We start from the raw sequence: 17,212 nt of genomic DNA, 5'->3' as shown, positions 1-17,212 counted from the left end.
TTATGACTTTGATAACTATTTTATGTATTTACACAACTTTTTTAGTTTTTATATCTTATATGCAAATTTCTTTTTTAAAAAAAGAAAAAGAAAAACAAGCAATTATTTTAAGTGAGCATGATTATAAAAACGCTGCAAATATCGCCATAGAAAATGAAAAATACAAAATATTTTCTAATCTTTATAATCTGATAATTAACATTTCTTGGATTAGCTTTGGCTTTTTGTATTTAAAAGAATTTTTTATAAAAGAAAATTCTACTTTAGAAAATACTTTATTTTTACTTGCATTTTTATTGATTATTAGTATTTTAAATTTACCACTTAGTTATTATGAAAGCTTTGTAAAAGATAAAAAACACGGCTTTTCAAATATGACTTTAGCGCTTTTTGTTAAAGATAGTATTAAATCTTTAGCTCTAATGCTCGTTTTTGGCTTTTTAATCATCTATGCCTTAGTATTTTGCTTTGAATTTTTTAACACATACTGGTGGATTGTTGCTTTTGCCCTAAGTTTTATAATCATACTTATTATAAATCTTATCTATCCTACACTTATTGCACCTATGTTTAATAAAATGAAAAAACTTGAAGATGAAAATTTATTAGAAAAAATCACTAATTTGATGCAAAAATGTGGTTTTAGTGCAAATGGTGTTTATATTATCGATGCAAGCAAAAGAGATAAAAGATTAAATGCTTATTTTGGTGGTTTATTTAAAAGCAAAAGAGTAGTACTTTTTGACACGCTTTTAAATGCTTTAAAAGAAAAAGAACTCATTGCTGTTTTGGGTCATGAGCTAGGACATTTTGTACATAAAGATTTACTAAAAATGTTATTTTCTAGTGCTTTGATGCTTTTTGCTTTATTTTTTATCTTTGCTCATTTACCAAGCTTTTTTTATATTGAAAGTCACTTAGATGGAGTAAATGCTGGAGTTTTTGCACTTTTATTGATTTTTGGAAATATTTTTACTTTTATTATCTCTCCACTATTTAATAAAATGAGTCAAAAAAATGAATTTAATGCTGACTTACATGGAGCAAAACTAAGTTCTAAAGAAGATATGAAAAATGCCCTCATAGCTTTAGCAAAAGAAAACAAAGCCTTTGTTAAAACAAGTAAAATTTATACTTTCTTTCATCTAAGTCATCCTTGTATTTATGATAGAATCAAAGCTTTGCAATGATTTCAATCAAACAAGCTTTAAAGCAAGCTTATGCAAAAGATCCTGCTCACAAAGAATATATACTTTTTATTCTTTGTGAGCTTTTGCAAAAAGATAAGGCTTGGATTTTTTTAAATCCTGAATTTCAAATTGATGAAAAAGTTTTTTTAGAATATGTAGATAGATTTTTAAACGGCGAGCCTTTTGAGTATTTGTTTAAAAAAACACAATTTTATGGTTTAGATTTTTTCGTAGAAAAAGGAGTTTTGATACCACGCTTTGATAGTGAAATATTACTTGAAAAATGCTTAGAAATTTTAGATCATAACTCTTTTAAAAATATACTTGAGATCGGTTTTGGAAGTGGAATTTTAAGCATCTCTCTAGCAAAGTTAAAACAAATTTTTATACAAGCTTGTGATATTAATCCAAAAGCACTAGAGCTTGCTAAAAAAAATGCAGATTTTCATAATGTTTCAAATTTAATTAATTTTCAACTTTGCGATTTTAAAAATATGCGTGGAAATTTTGACTTTATTTTTTCTAATCCACCTTACATAAAAAATGACTATCCTTTGGATAAATGGGTGCAAAATGAACCGCACAATGCTTTATTTGGTGGGGATAAAGGCTGGGAAATTTTGCATGAAATTATCCTTTTTGCTAAAAATAATAACACAAAAGTTTTGGCATGCGAGTTTGGTTATGATCAAAAAGTAATTTTAAATAAAATTTTCAAAGAAAATGATTTCAAGGCTACCTTTTATCAAGATTATAATGGATTTGATAGAGCCTTTGTTGCGTGGAATTTAAAAAATTAGACTATAATTATCTTTTTATAGGAGAAAATATGAAATCAATATATTTATTTTTATTAGCAAGTTTAATTGGGATTGAAATTAGCATAGGTGTATTTTTAGCTCCGACTATATTTTATCCTGCTAAATTCATAGGCGAAGGGGTTTTAACTCATTTTCAAAGTGGGCTTTTAATGACACACATTTTTGTGCAATTTGGTTATGTTTTATTAGGTGTGAGTGTTTTATCTATTTTAATGGAAATTTTTTCATTCAAAGACAAAAATTTAACTTTTAAAATAAATTTTTCAAAATTTATGCTTTCTTTAATCATTTTGGCACTAAGTTTGCTTTTTGTATTTTACTTCACTGCTTATGTTTTAGAAGCGCAAAGCTTAGGAGAAGAAGCAACTAAGACTCAAGAATTTATAAAAATTCATGGTGCAAGTGAAGTTGTGATGAAAATTATCATGTTATCACAGGTAATTTTGTTTTTTTTAAATTTTAAAACAAAAAAGTGATATAATAAAACAAGTCTTTAAAAGGAGTCAAAGATGAAAATAGGCGATATAGGAACAACTCAACAAAACCATTACTTAAATCAAGCTCAAAAAAGCCAAGAAAAAGCTTTAGAAAATATAGCCGCAATGCGTGCTATAGACGGAAGCGATGGGGCAAATTTAGCTATAGCTGATTCTTTAAGAAGTCAGTATAGCACTATAGATCAAGGTATTTTAAACGCTTATGATTCAGTGGGTGTTTTACAAATTGCCGATTCAACACTAAGCAATATATCAGCTACTGCAGATAGACTTAATGAACTTTCTGTACGCTCAAATAGCGCTGCATTAAATGACAGACAAAAAAGTATGCTAAACGCTGAAGCAAATAAACTTATAAGTTCAATCAATGATGCATTTTCAAATGCAACTTTTAACGGAAAAAATGTTTTCCAAAGTATGGATTTTGTTGTTGGAGCTGGGGTTGAAAGTATTAATTTAAATCAACCAAGTACAGCAAATTTAAGCCTTGAAAACCAAGATGGAATTCGCGATTTTCAAGATCAAGTAAGTTCTTTACGCGCAGATATTGGTGCTGGGATTAACGCTATTCATTCTAATATCAACTCATCTTTGCAAACTAGCATAAATACCAAAGAAGCTGAAAGCAAATTGCAAAATAACGACTTAGCACAAAATATCAATGATTTTAATGCAAATTATCTAAAAGAAAATGCGTTTTTATTTGCAAATGCTCATTCAAATGTAATGTTACAAACTAAACTAGCAAGCCTACTTCAATAATAAAACTCTCAAATAAGGGAGTTTTTCAAGGAAAAATATGCAAGATAATGCTTTGTTAAAGCAAATTTTAAAACATCCTTTATATAAAAGAATTCAAAAACTTAGCACAAAAGTTCAAAACTCAAATTATCTTATAAATGAAAGTTTTGATATTTTTTGTGATAAAAGCTTAGATAGTGAGATTAAAGATATCGCTTTAGAATTAAAACCTTGGCGTAAAGGGCCTTTTAAAATTAATGATTTATTTATAGACACAGAATGGCAAAGTTTTATAAAATTTAATATATTAAAGCCATATATGCAAGAAATCAAAGGTAAAATAGTTGCAGATATTGGCTGTAATAATGGTTATTATATGTTTAAAATGCTTGAATTTAGTCCTTCAAAACTCATAGGTTTTGATCCTTCTATTAAGTATTATTTACAATTTTTACTTTTAAACTCTATTGCAAAAACTCCTATACAATATGAGCTTTTAGGTGTAGCTGATGTGCCAAATTATGGCATAAAATTTGATGTGATTTTTTGCCTTGGAGTAATTTATCATCGTAGTGATCCTATAGCCATGCTAAAACAACTCAAGCAATCTTTAAATAAAAATGGCATAGTCTTTTTAGATACTATGTATATAGAAGATGAAAGAGAAATAGCACTTATTCCTCAAAAAACTTATTCAAAAATACCAAATATTTTTTTCATTCCGTCGATATTGGGTTTAAGAAATTGGTGCCATAGAGCTGGATTTAGTGAATTTGAAGTCATAACAACTAAGCAAACCGATCTTTTAGAACAAAGAAAAACACAATGGATTGATTCTTATTCTTTAGATCAATTTTTAGATAAGCAAGATTCAAATTTAACTTGTGAAGGCTATGAGGCACCAAAAAGAGTTTATGTTAAATTAAAGGTGTAAAAATGGCAAGAGTAGCAAGTGCTGTTAGTATAGAAGAATTAATAGATCCTGAAGAATTAAATCGCATTAAATCAGAACTTATCACTTGTCCTGGGATAAATAATACTTTAGCAGGAAGTATTTCTCATATAGAAAAAAATTTCGCCAAAGGTATTTTAATCACAACTCATGATATGGCAGTAGATGAATTAGGGCTAGTACATAGTGGATTTGTATTTAACGCGGCAAATTATATAGCTCAAGCTGCAATCAATAAAGAGTTTAGCGTATTAATAGGCTCAAGAAGCTTTTTCTATGCTCCTTTAAAAGTTGGAGATATCCTAAATCTTGAAGCAAGCGCTTTGTTTAGTGACGACTCAAGAAAAAGAGAAGTTAAAGTGGTTGGCTTTGTAAATGAGATTAAAATTTTTGATGCTTCTTTTCAAGTTGTTACAACAGAAGAGCATATATTCAAGCTCAAACAAACACAAACAACAAATAACAATCAAAATCAGCAAGAACCAGCTAAACAAGAAACTACACAAGAAGAACTCAATGCAGCCTTAAAAGGAATCGGGGGTTAAAGGTAAATCTACCCAGTTCTTTGGGCATTCTTTATGGTAAGTCCCACTTGCATCATAATATTCTTTGCAATCATCATAAAAGCGGTTTGAAATTCCTCTTTCATTTACAAAACAGCCACCAAAAAACAATACTACAAACCCAATGAAAAATATTTTTTTAAACATCTCTTTTCCTATTTTAATCTTATTTGTTTACGCCATTTATAAGGCTCTATAGGATTTTCATCTACCCATAAACCTTTTTTATTTTCTTTAGCATAGTTTTGCTCATTTACATATAAATCACTATAATATTCATAAGCCCAAGCAAAACCATTTTTAACCATAACTTGATTGATATCTTTATCGTTTAAGTACACAATGGCCAAAATTCTACCATATTTATCCTCATCTTTTACATTTAAAACAACTTCTTTATTTAATACAATAGCTTTTAAAAATTGCGTAGCCATTTTTCCATAGGCTTGATCACTCTCAGGTGCGTCTATACCAAAAAGTCTTATTTTAAGTTTTTCATCTTCAAATCTAGCTTCAATAGTATCTCCATCTACCACGCGACTTACTTTAGCATTGATATATGAGCCGTTATCATAATTTAAAACATAAGCAAAAGCGACTAAAAAAAGCACAATTAAAAATTTCTTTGGCTCTTTTAATAAGGTTATTGATAATTTAATTTGCTTTTTAGAAATTTTCATTTAAACCTCATCTATATAAAAATATGCCATAATTACAATAAAAAGGAGAAATTTATGCAAGAAATTATACAAAATTTTAAACAAATTACTCAAATACCTCATTGTAGTTTTAAAACCGAAGAATTAAAAAATTTTCTCATTGATTTTGCTAAAAGTCACAACTGTCAAGTAAGCGTTGATAATGCAGGTAATATCCACGCATACAAAGGAAATCCAAAAATTTGTTTACAAAGCCATTATGATATGGTTTGCATGGGGGAGGCTCCAAATATACAAATGTATGAAGAAAATGGATATTTAAAAGCTAAAAACTCAAGTTTAGGTGCAGATAATGGCATAGGAGTATCATTAATGATGCAAGCTTTAAAAGACTTTGAAAATATCGAATGTCTTTTTACTAATGATGAGGAAGTTGGCCTTTGTGGAGCAAATAATCTTACGCATACTTTGATTTCAAACAAGCTGTTAAATTTAGACCATGAAAGCGATGATGAAGTTGTTATAGGTTGTGCTGGCGGAGTAGATATTTTTGCTAATTTGAAATTAGAAATAGATGAAAAAGAAGATGAATGCTATGAAATAGAGGCAATAGATTTTAAAGGTGGACATTCAGGGATTGATATTGTTAAAAACATCAAATCTTCTATCAAAGAAGCAAGTTACTTTATCACTCAAAATCAAGGCGAACTTTGCGAGTTTAAAGCAGGCGAGAGAATAAATTCGATACCAAAACATGCTAAAATCGTAGCGTTTTTTAAAAATCCTCCAAAAGAAAATAATCATTTTAAAGTAAATTATATAGGTAAAATCAAAAGAACATATTATAAAAACTCTCAAATCATTTTAAATCTTATCAATGCTTTTGCACAAGGTGTTAGAACTTTTAATCATCATCTAAATTTAGTCCAAACAAGTATCAATCTTTCATTAGCTTATGAAAAAGAAGGTAAATTTCATTTTGAACTTTTTGCAAGATCAAATGATTTACAAGAGCTTAAAAATATAGAATTTGAAACCTTAACTTATTTTAAAATGCAAAATTGTAATGTTTCAAGTGCAAATTTTTATCCACCTTGGGCTAATAAAGATACTAAATTTGGAGAAGAAATTCTAAGTTATTTTAAAAAAGAAAATCCAAACGCCAAGCTTTACACTATACATGCTGGTTTAGAATGTGGTATTATAAGTGAAAAACAACCTCTAGAATGTTGTTCTATAGGGCCAAATATATATAGTCCACATTCAACAGATGAAAAATGCGAAATAGCTTCTATCGAAAAAATCAGTAAAATTCTTTTTACAATTTTAAAAAATCACCAGTAATATATAGATAAAAAAACCAATATTTTGACAAATAAATTCAAAATATTGGTAAATATTTATTTAAATAATAAAAAGTTTTATTTACTATTAATAAAATTTGCATTATACTCTCGCATATTTTACAAACAAGGAGAGAGTATGGAAATACTAACTAGCCTTAGCGAAGGCACTCAATTTAGTATCCAACTAGCTGTAGTTCTTATTTGTCTTTTTTATGGGGCAAAAAAAGGCGGTATCGCTCTTGGTTTATTAGGCGGTATAGGTTTATTAGTTTTAAGTTTTGGTTTTGCCGTAGCACCTGGAAAACCTTCAATTGATGTTATGCTTACTATCCTAGCTGTTGTTGTTGCTAGTGCAACCCTGCAAGCTAGCGGTGGTTTAGATGTAATGTTACAAGTTGCAGAAAGAGTTTTAAGAAAAAATCCTAAATTCTTAACTATTTTAGCTCCATTTGTAACTTGCATTCTTACCATGCTTTGCGGAACAGGACATGTTGTTTATACCATGATGCCTATTATTTATGATATTGCTATTAAAAATGGTATTCGCCCAGAAAGACCAATGGCTGCTTCTAGTATTTCTTCTCAGCTTGGTATTATTGCAAGCCCTGTTTCAGTTGCTGTTGTAAGTTTAACAGCACTACTTTTAAATCCAGAAATTAACAAACATCCTTTAGTAGGATTTGATGGTTATGTAGATTTACTTGCCATTACTATACCTTCTACCTTGGTAGGTGTTTTGGCTATAGGAATTTTTTCTTGGTTTAGAGGGAAAGATCTTGATAAAGATGCAGATTTTCAAGCAAGAATCAAAGATCCAGAACAAAGAGAATACATCTACGGTGATAGCAAAACTCTTCTTGGACAAAAACTTCCAACTATTCAATGGGTAGCTATGTGGATTTTCTTGGGAGCCATTGCGATAGTAGCCATACTTGGAGCTTTTCCAGAACTTAGACCACAATTTACCTCAAAAGGTGTTACTAAACCTATGAATATGGTTGCTGTGATTCAAATGTTTATGCTTTTAGCAGGTGCAGCGCTAATCATCTTTACTAAACTTGATGCAAGTAAAATTGCAAAAAATGAAATTTTTAAATCAGGCATGATAGCTTTAGTGGCTGTTTTTGGAATTTCTTGGATGGCAGATACTATGTTTGCAGTGCATACTCCTATGATGAAAGAATCTTTAGGTAATATCGTTATAGAACACCCTTGGACTTATGCGGTTATGCTTTTATTAATTTCTAAATTTGTTAATTCTCAAGCAGCGGCAATCGCAGCTTTTGTGCCACTTGCATTAGGCATTGGTGTTGAACCAGGCATTATCATTGCTTTTGCAGCAGCTTGCTATGGATATTATATTTTACCAACATACCCAAGTGATCTTGCAACTATACAATTTGATAGATCAGGTACTACAAAAATAGGTAAATTTGTTATCAACCACAGTTTTATCTTGCCGGGTTTAATTGGTGTGATTGTTTCTTGTATAGTAGGTTATTTCTTAGCTTTAGGTGCAGGATATTTATAAAATTTAAAGGGCTTTAAAAAGCCCTTTTTCTTATTTAAATGCTTTTTCTAAATCAATAGGCATAGCTTGATAACCAGTACTTGCTCCACTAAAGCGAATTTGTACCGAAGGTTCTTTAGCTCCCCATTTAAATTCATCTATTTCAGGTCTTGGCTCACCCAATGCAACACCTTTATTTAAATCAAAAGCCATTCCAGCAGTAGCACTATAAACCACTATAGAATTTTTATCTTTATGATACTCAGTTAAAGAAGTAACAGGTGAAAACCATTCATTACCTCTTTGTTTTCCGTATTCCCATACCTGTTCTACGGTTTTATTTTTTTGATCTATTTTATACACAACCGCTCTTGAATATTTCATCGAAGCAAAAGCAGGTTGCTCTATACCCCTTGCATCACCATTATCAAAAGCTGTGATATAAACATATCTTTTATCAGATTTTTCATCTATTCTAAAAGCAGTATGCTGTGTCCATGTAAAATCAAAGCCACCTTCTTCATTTTCATAACCAGGACATTTGCTATATTCATCCTCACAAACTATTTTTTTGCCATTTTTATCAACAGGTTGTAAAAGTGCTTTTTTATATTTTTCTCCCCATCCTTTGTGTGCTCCTAATATCCATTTTACTTTTTTATCACGTCCTATTTTTATAATAGCACTTTGATGACGACTTGAAATAATAATACTATCATCACTTGGATCATAATCTACACTATTTACATGAGCCCAGTTGCGCCCTACTCCAGTGCCTGCTATATCGCCAAAAGAATCACTTGCATCCATTTTAGCTAAATCCTCATCACTCAAAGTAACCCCTGCCTTACTAGAATCGATATTCAAACAAACAGCACCTTGATCTAAAGCTTTTATAATATTAGCTCTATATGGATCTAAAATTTCAAAAAGTCTCCATTCATCTACCACATTGCCATTTTTGTCAACTTCTACTATCACATCACGCACTGAACGCACATTTTTACCATCAGGGCGCTTAACATTGGCAGAAGCTACCCTTAAAAGGTAATTTCCATTCTGCATATCATCCATAGAATGAGAAAAATCTATATAAGAAAAAGGTAAAATACGGTTAAAAATTTCCCTACCCATCAAATCATATTTAACATATCTTTGACCAAATCCAAAACTCAAAGCCCCATCTTCATTTTGATGAAAACCCATCATAATACCACGCTTATAGATATTACCCCAATCCATTAATTTATCACTATCTAAATACCAACGAATTTCACCTTTTGTATCAATGATAAATGCATTTGAATTCTCATCCCACTCCATTGCACCACCTGCTGGATTATTCCATACAGACTGAGAACCTTTACCACTTTGTCTTCCTGGAGCATTATTAACCAAATACAATCTATCTTCAAAACCCTTATCTACTTTAATCACTTCTACTTTTTCAAAAGGTACACCTCTTTGCATAAGACTTCCACTAGCTTCTATATTTACTCCACCAGTTGCTATTTTATATACCTCATCTACTACTTTTTCACTTTTTCCAAAAGCAGTTTTGGTATAACTTACTTTTACTGTATTTAAATATGATGGATAAAGTCCAAAAACAGGAATTCCTCCATATGTTTTAATTTTACTAGGGCTAACCTTATAAGATATAGTCTGTCCATTTGGCTTTGGAACTATAGTTACGCTTACATCGCTTAGTTTGTATCCACCATCCATAATTACAGCACTAAGCGGGGATAAACCATAAGGATTTATTTTTATAGCACCAATTTTACCTTGAATTTCCCAATTAATACTAGCACCACTAGGTCCACCCATAGCTAAAGAAACATTAGGTGCAACTACAACAACACTACTAGCAAGCAAAATACTACTTACAATTTTACTAATTTTCATTTTTTCTCCTTTTTTTAATACTACTAAGCCATTTGCACACTTGGCTCACCTAAAATTTTAAGAATAATCACAAACACCAAGACAATCAAAGCGTAAATTTTAGCCTTAGGGTGTGAAAATACATAAGAAACAAACATGCCTCCTAAAATCACCAAACAAACAACAAAAGCCAATAAGCAGCAAATCGCCATATTCATAAATTCCATACTAGGAATCAAATACCAACCATTACTATACAACCCATCTTCAAAATTTGGAGGAGTTCCAACAAAAAATTTCTGAAAAGCATTTAAACTACCATAAACATCTTCAGGTACTATAGGTGTATCCATACCACACTCACCTGTTGGTAAAAACCATCCTGGTGCCCATTCATGCAATGGTAAATTAAAAGGATATATAGGAATTTCTCTACACCCATCAACACCAGCAAAAGGATTTTCTGAATGTACTACTTCGTGGATATGATTAAGAGTAAGACAATACTCTATACCAAGCCATATACCCCAAAATACAAAAGTATATGCAAAAATTTTCAAATAATCATTTTTAGGATCTATCAAGGCTAAAATACCACCAAAAGCCATAGTTAACATGGCAAATCTTATATAAACACACTGCTCACAAGGCTCCATATAAAGGTATTCTTGAAACAAAAAGTGTGCTATGAAAGTTAAACTTATCATAGCTACAACCATTATCAACCAAGGTATTCTAGTGTTTTGCCAAGCACTAACTCTACTAACAGGACAAGAACTCATAAAATACTCCAAAAACTTACATCTTACTTAACTCTTCTGTTATTTCTATCAAAGCTTGCGGAGATGTGATAGCTTGCGGTGTAATTTGATATTTACCATTTACTACAAAAGCAGGTGTGCCATAGTTTTTAGAAATATCATTAGCGCTTTCATAAGATTTTAAAATTTTACCCGCTTCAGGAGTTTTTAAAAACTTATCTAAATCTTCTTTGCTTGCTGAAATTGCTTTTAATCCTACTTCATAAAACGCTTCAGGATTGGCTCCATTTCCCCATCTTTGTTTTTTCTTAAAATAAGCATTAAAATATGCTTCAGAAGCTTTATGAGTTAAACTATTTTTATCACTTTGACTTACTTTATTTTGTTCATCTTTAAAAGCAGCAAAAGCAAAAATTTCATTAGCTTGCTTTCCATAATCACCCATAGAACTAACAGGATAAAATTTATAAGTTAATTGTGGTAATTTTTCTTTAACTTTTGAGATTGTATTGAATTTATGATGATCATAACAATGCGTACAACGATAAGAAAACACCTCTATTAAAGAATTTTGTGCATTTGGGATAGGCGTTTTTAAGGTGATATACTCTTTGCCTTCACTAAGCGCATTTGCACTCACACCAAAAACAAAAGCAGCTATTGCTACTGCTTTAGACAAATTACTAAAGTTAAAATTCATTTTATTTCTCCTTATTTTTTTATTATTTATAATAAATTACAAATACTTATTATAAACTTTGTAAAGCTATATTAACATAACTTAAATATTTATTAAATATAAGAAAAAATTTACAAAATAAAATGCAATTATCAAAAAAAAAAAAAACGATAATATATTATCATAAAAATAAAAGAAGATAGATTGCTAAATAATGCTTTTTTAAAAGCATTATTTAGTAGAAAGTTCTTTAACTATACGGATTAGTTCTTCTAAAGAAGTGATATATTCAGGATTGATTTGATATTTACCATTTACTACAAAAGCAGGCGTGCCATAATTTCTTGAAATTTCATTAGCCACATCATAAGCAGCTAAAAGCTCTTTGGCTTCTTTAGTTTGTAAAAATTTTTGCAATTCTTCTTTATTAGCACCGATAGCATTTAAGCCTATTTTGTAAAATAAATCAAGATTGTTTAAATTTAACTTTTGCTCAAAATGACTTATAAAATACACATCAGCAAGCTTATAGGTAAGACTTTTTTCACTAGTAACATCTAAACCTAAAGCTTTTTCTTTAAAAGAAGCTAAAGCAAACATCTCATTTAAAGCACCACCATACTCGAGCATAGAACTTACCGAAAAAAGATCATATTTTAAATTTGGCAAAGCCTCTTTAACCTTTGCTAGAGTGTGAAACTGATGATGATTATAGCAATGAATGCAACGATAAGAAAAAATTTCTATCAAAGAATTTTGTGCATTTGGGATAGGCGTTTTTAAGGTAATATACTCTTTACCCTCACTTAACGCATTAGCATTTACACTAAAAACAAAAGCTATAATAGCTAGTAATTTAAACATTTTTTGCAACACTTGCATGATTTTCCTTTTTTTGATGATATAAAATACAATTTTAACATAAGATATAAAATCAAGAATATTTTATGCTTTTCTTATAGCATTTTAGATAAAATTTACAATTTATTAGACACATAAAACAAGGCAAAATAAATGCAAAAGCTTCTAGAATCTTATGGTATATTAGTACAAGAAAATATCAAAGATACAAATGTAGAAATAAATGAGAATACAATAACTATTTGCAATACCAATATCAATAAAATTGATTTAAGCATTCTAGAACAAAAACAAATAAACGAGATCACTATAGCAAACTGCGAAATCGATTATATTTATTTTGCAAATGATAATAATGTAGAATTATTTTTCATAGACTGTGTTTTTAAAAGTCAAATTACTGCTAGAAGATCTAATTTTCATAAAAAAGTCAGTTTTGAACAATGTATTTTTGAAAAAAGAATTGATTTTTCACGTGCACTTTTTAGCAACCAAGTTAACTTTAGTTTAACAAAATTTGAATGCGAAGCTAGGTTTATAGAAACAAAATTCTCAGCCAAGTATACAAACCAAGAAAACATAGAAAATAATTTCAGAGAGGTAGTTTTTAAAGATAAAGCCTTCTTTGATAGTGTGAAATTTAAAGCTAGAGTTAGTTTTGAAATAGCACGCTTTGAAAGCGAAGCTAGATTTGTAGAAGCAAAATTCTTAGCTGAATATACAAGTCAAGAAAACATAGAAAATAATTTCAGAGAAACATTTTTTAAAGGTAAAGTTTCTTTTGATAGTGTGGAATTTAAAGCTAAGATTAGTTTTAGTATAGCGCAATTTGAAAGTGAAACAAGTTTTAGCTATACAAATTTTAACCATGTAGTTATTTTTTTTCATACAAATTTTAAAGATTCAATTTTATTTCGAAACACTTCTTTTTTTAAAAATATAATCATATTTAGCGAGGTGAAATTTAATAACATTAAATTTATCTCCGATAAAAAACTAAATGAAACTAACACTAATGATATAGTAGATCAAATATACCATTTTCAAGATACTACCTTTAAAGGCATTGTCAATTTTGAAAACATGTATATAAAAGATTTAAATTTTAAAAATGTAATATTTAACAATATCGTAGTTTTTGACAATACTACTTTGAATAGCAAACCAAAATTTATAAATTGTACTTTTTCTAATCAGTTTAATATAAAACAAGAACATATACAATACAACTTTAAAGACATAAGCAAAGACAGCAATGATTTAACAAAGCTACCAAATTTAGAAAATAAAAACAAAAATGATGATTTTACAAAGCCAGCAAATTTAAGAGATTTGTTTAGAAAACTAAAAAGCAACCGCATAGCTCATCACAATCTAATCGATGCTTCAGAATTAAGAGCACAAGAGCTTTATGCTAGAGAATTGGAATTAAAACACCAAAAAGATAAAACCTTAAAAGAAAAAGTTGAACAATGGCAATTAATATTTTATAGAAATCTTTGTGATCATCATACAGATTTGGTCTTAAATTTAAAATGGCTAGCTACAACCATAACGGTTTTTTTATGCTTATATTTTTTTTCAAAATATGGTTTAAATTTTCAGCACTTTATAAATGAATATAATAACAATAGTATAATAAAATATATAAATATAAATTTTATATATAAATTTGAAAGCTATAATGGCTTTATTTTTATTTTTTACACATATATACTTATTTTTATGCTTTGGAATGTTTTTAGAATATTTTTTTCATTTGCTGTTATTCTTTGTTGTATTATAAATCAACCAAAACTAATCTTTGGCATAGCAAATCTCATCGGAGATAATAGCTACAATGCTTTTGAAAATCTTTTAATCACACTCTATACACTAATAGTAGGTTTAATCATCTTTTCCCTTCAAAAAACAGCAAGAAAAAACACTATCATACCAAACTAAAGGATTTTAAATGCAAATACGAATTTATTATGAAGATACCGATGCAGGTGGAGTGGTATACCATAGCAACTACTTAAAATTTTGCGAAAGAGCAAGAAGTGAGATATTTTTTCAAAAAAATGCAAAAATTTTTGACAAAAGCACAGGACATTTTCTACTTACAAAAGCAAATTGTAACTTTTTAAAACCCGCTAAACTTGGAGATCTTATAGAAGTAAAAACATTTATCACAAAGCTTAAAAAAGCTTCAGTTTGCATAAAACAAGAGATTTATAAAGAAAATACCAAGCTTTTTGAAGCTGATTTTACCCTAGCTTTTTTAAAAAATGAAAAAGTAGCCCCTATAGATGAGGCTATAGCTAAGGTTTTTACTGATTTTGCAAAGGAGTAAAACCTAAGCCTTGCGAGCGTATGATCTTAACCTTATAGTCAAATTGATTATCATTTAAGCTCTCATCGAAAATTCTTTGAGAGTCTTTATCTAAAAACTGCGTATAAAAATAATCAAGACCCACGCTAGTTGCATACGCTATCCAGTTGTAATTAATATTTTGTGAAAAAAGCTCATTAAGATAGCTTAGAGTTTGATCCTCATTAGAAATGGAATTTGCTAGTAAAAGTTTTTTTCTATCATTAATTTGCGTTAAACTTAGCAAAATAGGATTATAATTAATCTGAGTTGATAATAGCACAAAAGGCTCTATATCATAAGTTCTTATTTGCGAGCTTATAAGTGCTGTTTTTATCAAAGAAGTATTTAAAATAATACTAGAATCTTGAAAACTTCTATTTTGATTTAAAATGCTTCTAAAATCAAATTTAGAACTATTAATAGTATAAATTTTCTCACTACCATTCCCTGCGTTTAAAACATTCTCATCTAAGCGATTTGCCAAAGGTGTTCCATCTGAAAAAATAATATTTTTACCATTTGAATACTCTAAAAGTCTTTGAATTTGTTTTTGATAATCTATACTTCCAAAATATACATTTTCATTTTGCGTATCAAAATTTCTTTTGTGCGCAGTTGGTATGAAAACTTTTACATTAGAATCAAGATTTTCTTTTAATAAAATTTTCACACCCTTATCTGTAAAACCTGCGATGATATAATTAAATTTCTCATCTTGAGCTTGTTTAAAAGCTTTAGCTATTTTGCTCTCATCTTCAGTGCCTATTAAAAACACCTTTACTTTTATTTGTGCTCTTTGTCTTAATAAATACGCTATGCTTGAATTTATAATAGTATTAGAATAGCTTTTAATCGTTTGCTCAGGTATAATAATAGCTAGTTTTATGCTAGCATTTTTTTGAATTCTTTTTTCAAAATCTATAATGGAGTTTAAAAGTTTAGTATAGATATTAACCAAAAGTTCATTTGCATTGTCATTGTTAAATCTTGATAAAAAATTAAAATAAAGTCCTGTTTCTAGCAAAGTAAACAAACAATCATTGTCACAATTTTGAAATTCTAAATTAGGATAAAAAGATTCGCTAGGTTCTATGGGTGATGGCTTTTGCTCTTTTGCAAAAACACTTAAAGTTAAAACAAAACTCATCAACAAACAAACTAAACTTTTTCTCATAAATAACCTTTTATTTTTTTAATATCATCTATAAATTCAGTATAAAAGCTAGGATTTTTACTCACAAAATTCAAATCATAACTTGGCAAAAGCAAAGCATTATTAAAACGCATACATTGCCCTTTGTATTTTTGAAAATTCTCAAAACCCAAACTCGCAAAAGCTTCTTGACCAAGACATAAAATAATCTTTGCTTTTACAAAATCAAGCTCATTATAAAAATATGGCAAGCATAATTTTAATGCTTGATCATCTATTTTAAAATTACTAAAACATTTAAACATATAAGAAAAATATATTTCATCTTCTTTTAAATTTAAAAGCTCTTTGCATAATCTTAAAAACTCTTGCTTATTTTTAGAAGCAAAAAACTTTCCACTTTCATTTTCTTCTTTATCAACAAAAGCTTGGTAAATCAAAATTTTAGCATTTTTGGCTTCTTTTTCCATTAAACTATGCTTTCTTAGCCTAGAAAAATGACAAAGATTGCAAGTTTTCACTCTTTCATTTAATTCTTTAAAGCTTAAGTTAAAATGTCTAATTTGCTTTTGCTCATTAAAGTATTCATAACCAAAAGCTTTTAGATAATACAAACTACGCTTATTCATCACATCAATGCTTCTAAATTTTCACCCTCTAAACGATAAGTTCTCCACTCACTCATATGTCTTGCATTTAACTTGGTATAAAATTCAATGCCCAAATCATTATCATTTAAACAAACCCACTCTAAGCGTTTGAGATTTTTTTCTTTACAAATTTGCGCTAAATATTTAAAAACAGCTCTAGCATAGCCTTTTTTTCTATATTTTGGTTGTATGTAAATATCTTCTAGGTATAATCCACCTAAACCCCAAAAAGATGAAAAAGTAAAATAATACATCACATAGCCTATTATCTCACCATCAACCTTTAAGCTCAAAGCCTTAGCATATTCATGTTTAAAAAATGATTCTTCAAGTTCTTTAGTTGTGCATTTTACATCATCAAGCATATTTTCATGAATAGCAAGCTCTTTGAGTAATTCCAAAATTTTTTCTAAATCTTCTTTTTTACTCTCACAAATTTCAAAAGCCATTATTTTTCCTTAATTTAAAAAATAAAATCAAAATTTAGCAAAAAGTTTTAAAATAACTCTTAATTAAAAGCAGATTTAAGTAAGATTTTGCTAACATACTCGCTTATTATTTTGTTTTTTATTTTAAGTTTAAGGAA

General features: G+C 28.9%; 19 protein-coding genes. 10 read left to right on the top strand and 9 right to left on the bottom strand.

The features are described from left to right. Positions 1 to 2: 2 nt before the first annotated feature. From L8X40_RS03915 to L8X40_RS03890, 6 genes are read left to right on the top strand one after another with little or no spacing between them, the layout of a single operon-like run. Positions 3 to 1,190: a M48 family metallopeptidase gene (locus L8X40_RS03915; RefSeq protein ID WP_263667357.1), complete on the top strand. Its 1,188-nt coding sequence runs from the start codon at positions 3 to 5 to the stop codon at positions 1,188 to 1,190. Continuing rightward, entirely contained in the window at positions 1,190 to 1,990 is an 801-nt protein-coding gene (gene prmC / locus L8X40_RS03910) for a peptide chain release factor N(5)-glutamine methyltransferase (protein WP_263667405.1), read from the top strand. The genes L8X40_RS03915 and prmC overlap by 1 nt, the downstream gene beginning before the upstream one ends. Before the next feature lie 29 nt (positions 1,991 to 2,019). Then, complete coding sequence (locus L8X40_RS03905) at positions 2,020 to 2,487, top strand: DUF4149 domain-containing protein (protein WP_039628182.1); 468 nt, start codon at positions 2,020 to 2,022, stop codon at positions 2,485 to 2,487. A gap of 33 nt (positions 2,488 to 2,520) precedes the next feature. Continuing rightward, positions 2,521 to 3,270: a flagellin gene (locus L8X40_RS03900; protein WP_263667356.1), complete on the top strand. Its 750-nt coding sequence runs from the start codon at positions 2,521 to 2,523 to the stop codon at positions 3,268 to 3,270. Positions 3,271 to 3,307: 37 nt separating this feature from the next. Continuing rightward, entirely contained in the window at positions 3,308 to 4,183 is an 876-nt protein-coding gene (gene cmoB, locus L8X40_RS03895) for a tRNA 5-methoxyuridine(34)/uridine 5-oxyacetic acid(34) synthase CmoB (protein WP_263667355.1), read from the top strand. A 2-nt stretch (positions 4,184 to 4,185) separates the two neighbouring features. Further along, positions 4,186 to 4,746, top strand: coding sequence for a hypothetical protein (locus L8X40_RS03890; RefSeq protein ID WP_087700505.1), 561 nt, complete (start codon positions 4,186 to 4,188; stop codon positions 4,744 to 4,746). Here the strand turns inward: L8X40_RS03890 and L8X40_RS03885 are convergent. Together L8X40_RS03885 and L8X40_RS03880 are read right to left on the bottom strand one after the other, a co-directional pair. After that, complete coding sequence (locus tag L8X40_RS03885; RefSeq protein WP_039617919.1) at positions 4,726 to 4,911, bottom strand: hypothetical protein; 186 nt, start codon at positions 4,909 to 4,911, stop codon at positions 4,726 to 4,728. The genes L8X40_RS03890 and L8X40_RS03885 overlap by 21 nt on opposite strands. Before the next feature lie 8 nt (positions 4,912 to 4,919). Next, positions 4,920 to 5,444, bottom strand: a complete 525-nt coding sequence (locus L8X40_RS03880) for a thermonuclease family protein (RefSeq protein WP_214100608.1) — start codon at positions 5,442 to 5,444, stop codon at positions 4,920 to 4,922. A gap of 54 nt (positions 5,445 to 5,498) precedes the next feature. Here L8X40_RS03880 and L8X40_RS03875 point away from each other — a divergent pair, with 54 nt between their 5' ends. After that, positions 5,499 to 6,767 (top strand): M20/M25/M40 family metallo-hydrolase, encoded by a 1,269-nt coding sequence (locus L8X40_RS03875; RefSeq protein WP_214126136.1) that lies wholly within the window; start codon positions 5,499 to 5,501, stop codon positions 6,765 to 6,767. A gap of 138 nt (positions 6,768 to 6,905) precedes the next feature. Continuing rightward, entirely contained in the window at positions 6,906 to 8,300 is a 1,395-nt protein-coding gene (locus tag L8X40_RS03870; RefSeq protein ID WP_214100606.1) for an anaerobic C4-dicarboxylate transporter, read from the top strand. Between the two features lie 30 nt (positions 8,301 to 8,330). On the opposite strand, the gene L8X40_RS03865 is transcribed toward L8X40_RS03870, so the two are convergent. The 4 genes from L8X40_RS03865 to L8X40_RS03850 all read right to left on the bottom strand — a co-directional run bounded on the left by L8X40_RS03865 (position 8,331) and on the right by L8X40_RS03850 (position 12,482). Next, positions 8,331 to 10,187: an aryl-sulfate sulfotransferase gene (locus L8X40_RS03865; RefSeq protein ID WP_263667354.1), complete on the bottom strand. Its 1,857-nt coding sequence runs from the start codon at positions 10,185 to 10,187 to the stop codon at positions 8,331 to 8,333. A 23-nt stretch (positions 10,188 to 10,210) separates the two neighbouring features. Beyond that, positions 10,211 to 10,948, bottom strand: a complete 738-nt coding sequence (dsbI, locus tag L8X40_RS03860) for a protein-disulfide oxidoreductase DsbI (RefSeq protein ID WP_263667353.1) — start codon at positions 10,946 to 10,948, stop codon at positions 10,211 to 10,213. A 16-nt stretch (positions 10,949 to 10,964) separates the two neighbouring features. Next, positions 10,965 to 11,627 carry a thiol:disulfide interchange protein DsbA/DsbL gene (locus L8X40_RS03855; RefSeq protein WP_087700499.1) on the bottom strand — a complete coding sequence of 221 codons (663 nt, stop codon included), beginning with the start codon at positions 11,625 to 11,627 and terminating at the stop codon, positions 10,965 to 10,967. Between the two features lie 210 nt (positions 11,628 to 11,837). Continuing rightward, complete coding sequence (locus L8X40_RS03850) at positions 11,838 to 12,482, bottom strand: thiol:disulfide interchange protein DsbA/DsbL (RefSeq protein ID WP_412175583.1); 645 nt, start codon at positions 12,480 to 12,482, stop codon at positions 11,838 to 11,840. 138 nt (positions 12,483 to 12,620) lie between these two features. Between L8X40_RS03850 and L8X40_RS03845 the strand changes: the two genes are divergently transcribed. Together L8X40_RS03845 and L8X40_RS03840 are read left to right on the top strand one after the other, a co-directional pair. Then, positions 12,621 to 14,411: a pentapeptide repeat-containing protein gene (locus L8X40_RS03845; RefSeq protein ID WP_263667352.1), complete on the top strand. Its 1,791-nt coding sequence runs from the start codon at positions 12,621 to 12,623 to the stop codon at positions 14,409 to 14,411. A gap of 10 nt (positions 14,412 to 14,421) precedes the next feature. Further along, positions 14,422 to 14,802, top strand: a complete 381-nt coding sequence (locus L8X40_RS03840) for a YbgC/FadM family acyl-CoA thioesterase (RefSeq protein WP_263667351.1) — start codon at positions 14,422 to 14,424, stop codon at positions 14,800 to 14,802. On the opposite strand, the gene L8X40_RS03835 is transcribed toward L8X40_RS03840, so the two are convergent. Genes L8X40_RS03835 through L8X40_RS03825 form a run of 3 tightly spaced genes read right to left on the bottom strand, consistent with a single transcriptional unit; the run spans position 14,780 to position 17,078 of the window. After that, positions 14,780 to 15,997: a hypothetical protein gene (locus tag L8X40_RS03835; protein WP_263667350.1), complete on the bottom strand. Its 1,218-nt coding sequence runs from the start codon at positions 15,995 to 15,997 to the stop codon at positions 14,780 to 14,782. The two genes, L8X40_RS03840 and L8X40_RS03835, sit on opposite strands and share 23 nt — an antisense overlap. Next, positions 15,994 to 16,605 carry a uracil-DNA glycosylase family protein gene (locus L8X40_RS03830; RefSeq protein WP_263667349.1) on the bottom strand — a complete coding sequence of 204 codons (612 nt, stop codon included), beginning with the start codon at positions 16,603 to 16,605 and terminating at the stop codon, positions 15,994 to 15,996. Before L8X40_RS03830 ends, L8X40_RS03835 begins: the two co-directional genes overlap by 4 nt. After that, positions 16,605 to 17,078: a GNAT family N-acetyltransferase gene (locus tag L8X40_RS03825; RefSeq protein ID WP_232017402.1), complete on the bottom strand. Its 474-nt coding sequence runs from the start codon at positions 17,076 to 17,078 to the stop codon at positions 16,605 to 16,607. The genes L8X40_RS03830 and L8X40_RS03825 overlap by 1 nt, the downstream gene beginning before the upstream one ends. Between the last annotated feature and the right edge of the window lie 134 nt (positions 17,079 to 17,212).

Source organism: Campylobacter sp. CNRCH_2013_0855 (assembly GCF_025773025.1).
Classification (GTDB): domain Bacteria; phylum Campylobacterota; class Campylobacteria; order Campylobacterales; family Campylobacteraceae; genus Campylobacter_D; species Campylobacter_D jejuni_C.
This window is presented reverse-complemented; position numbering and strand designations above follow the sequence as displayed.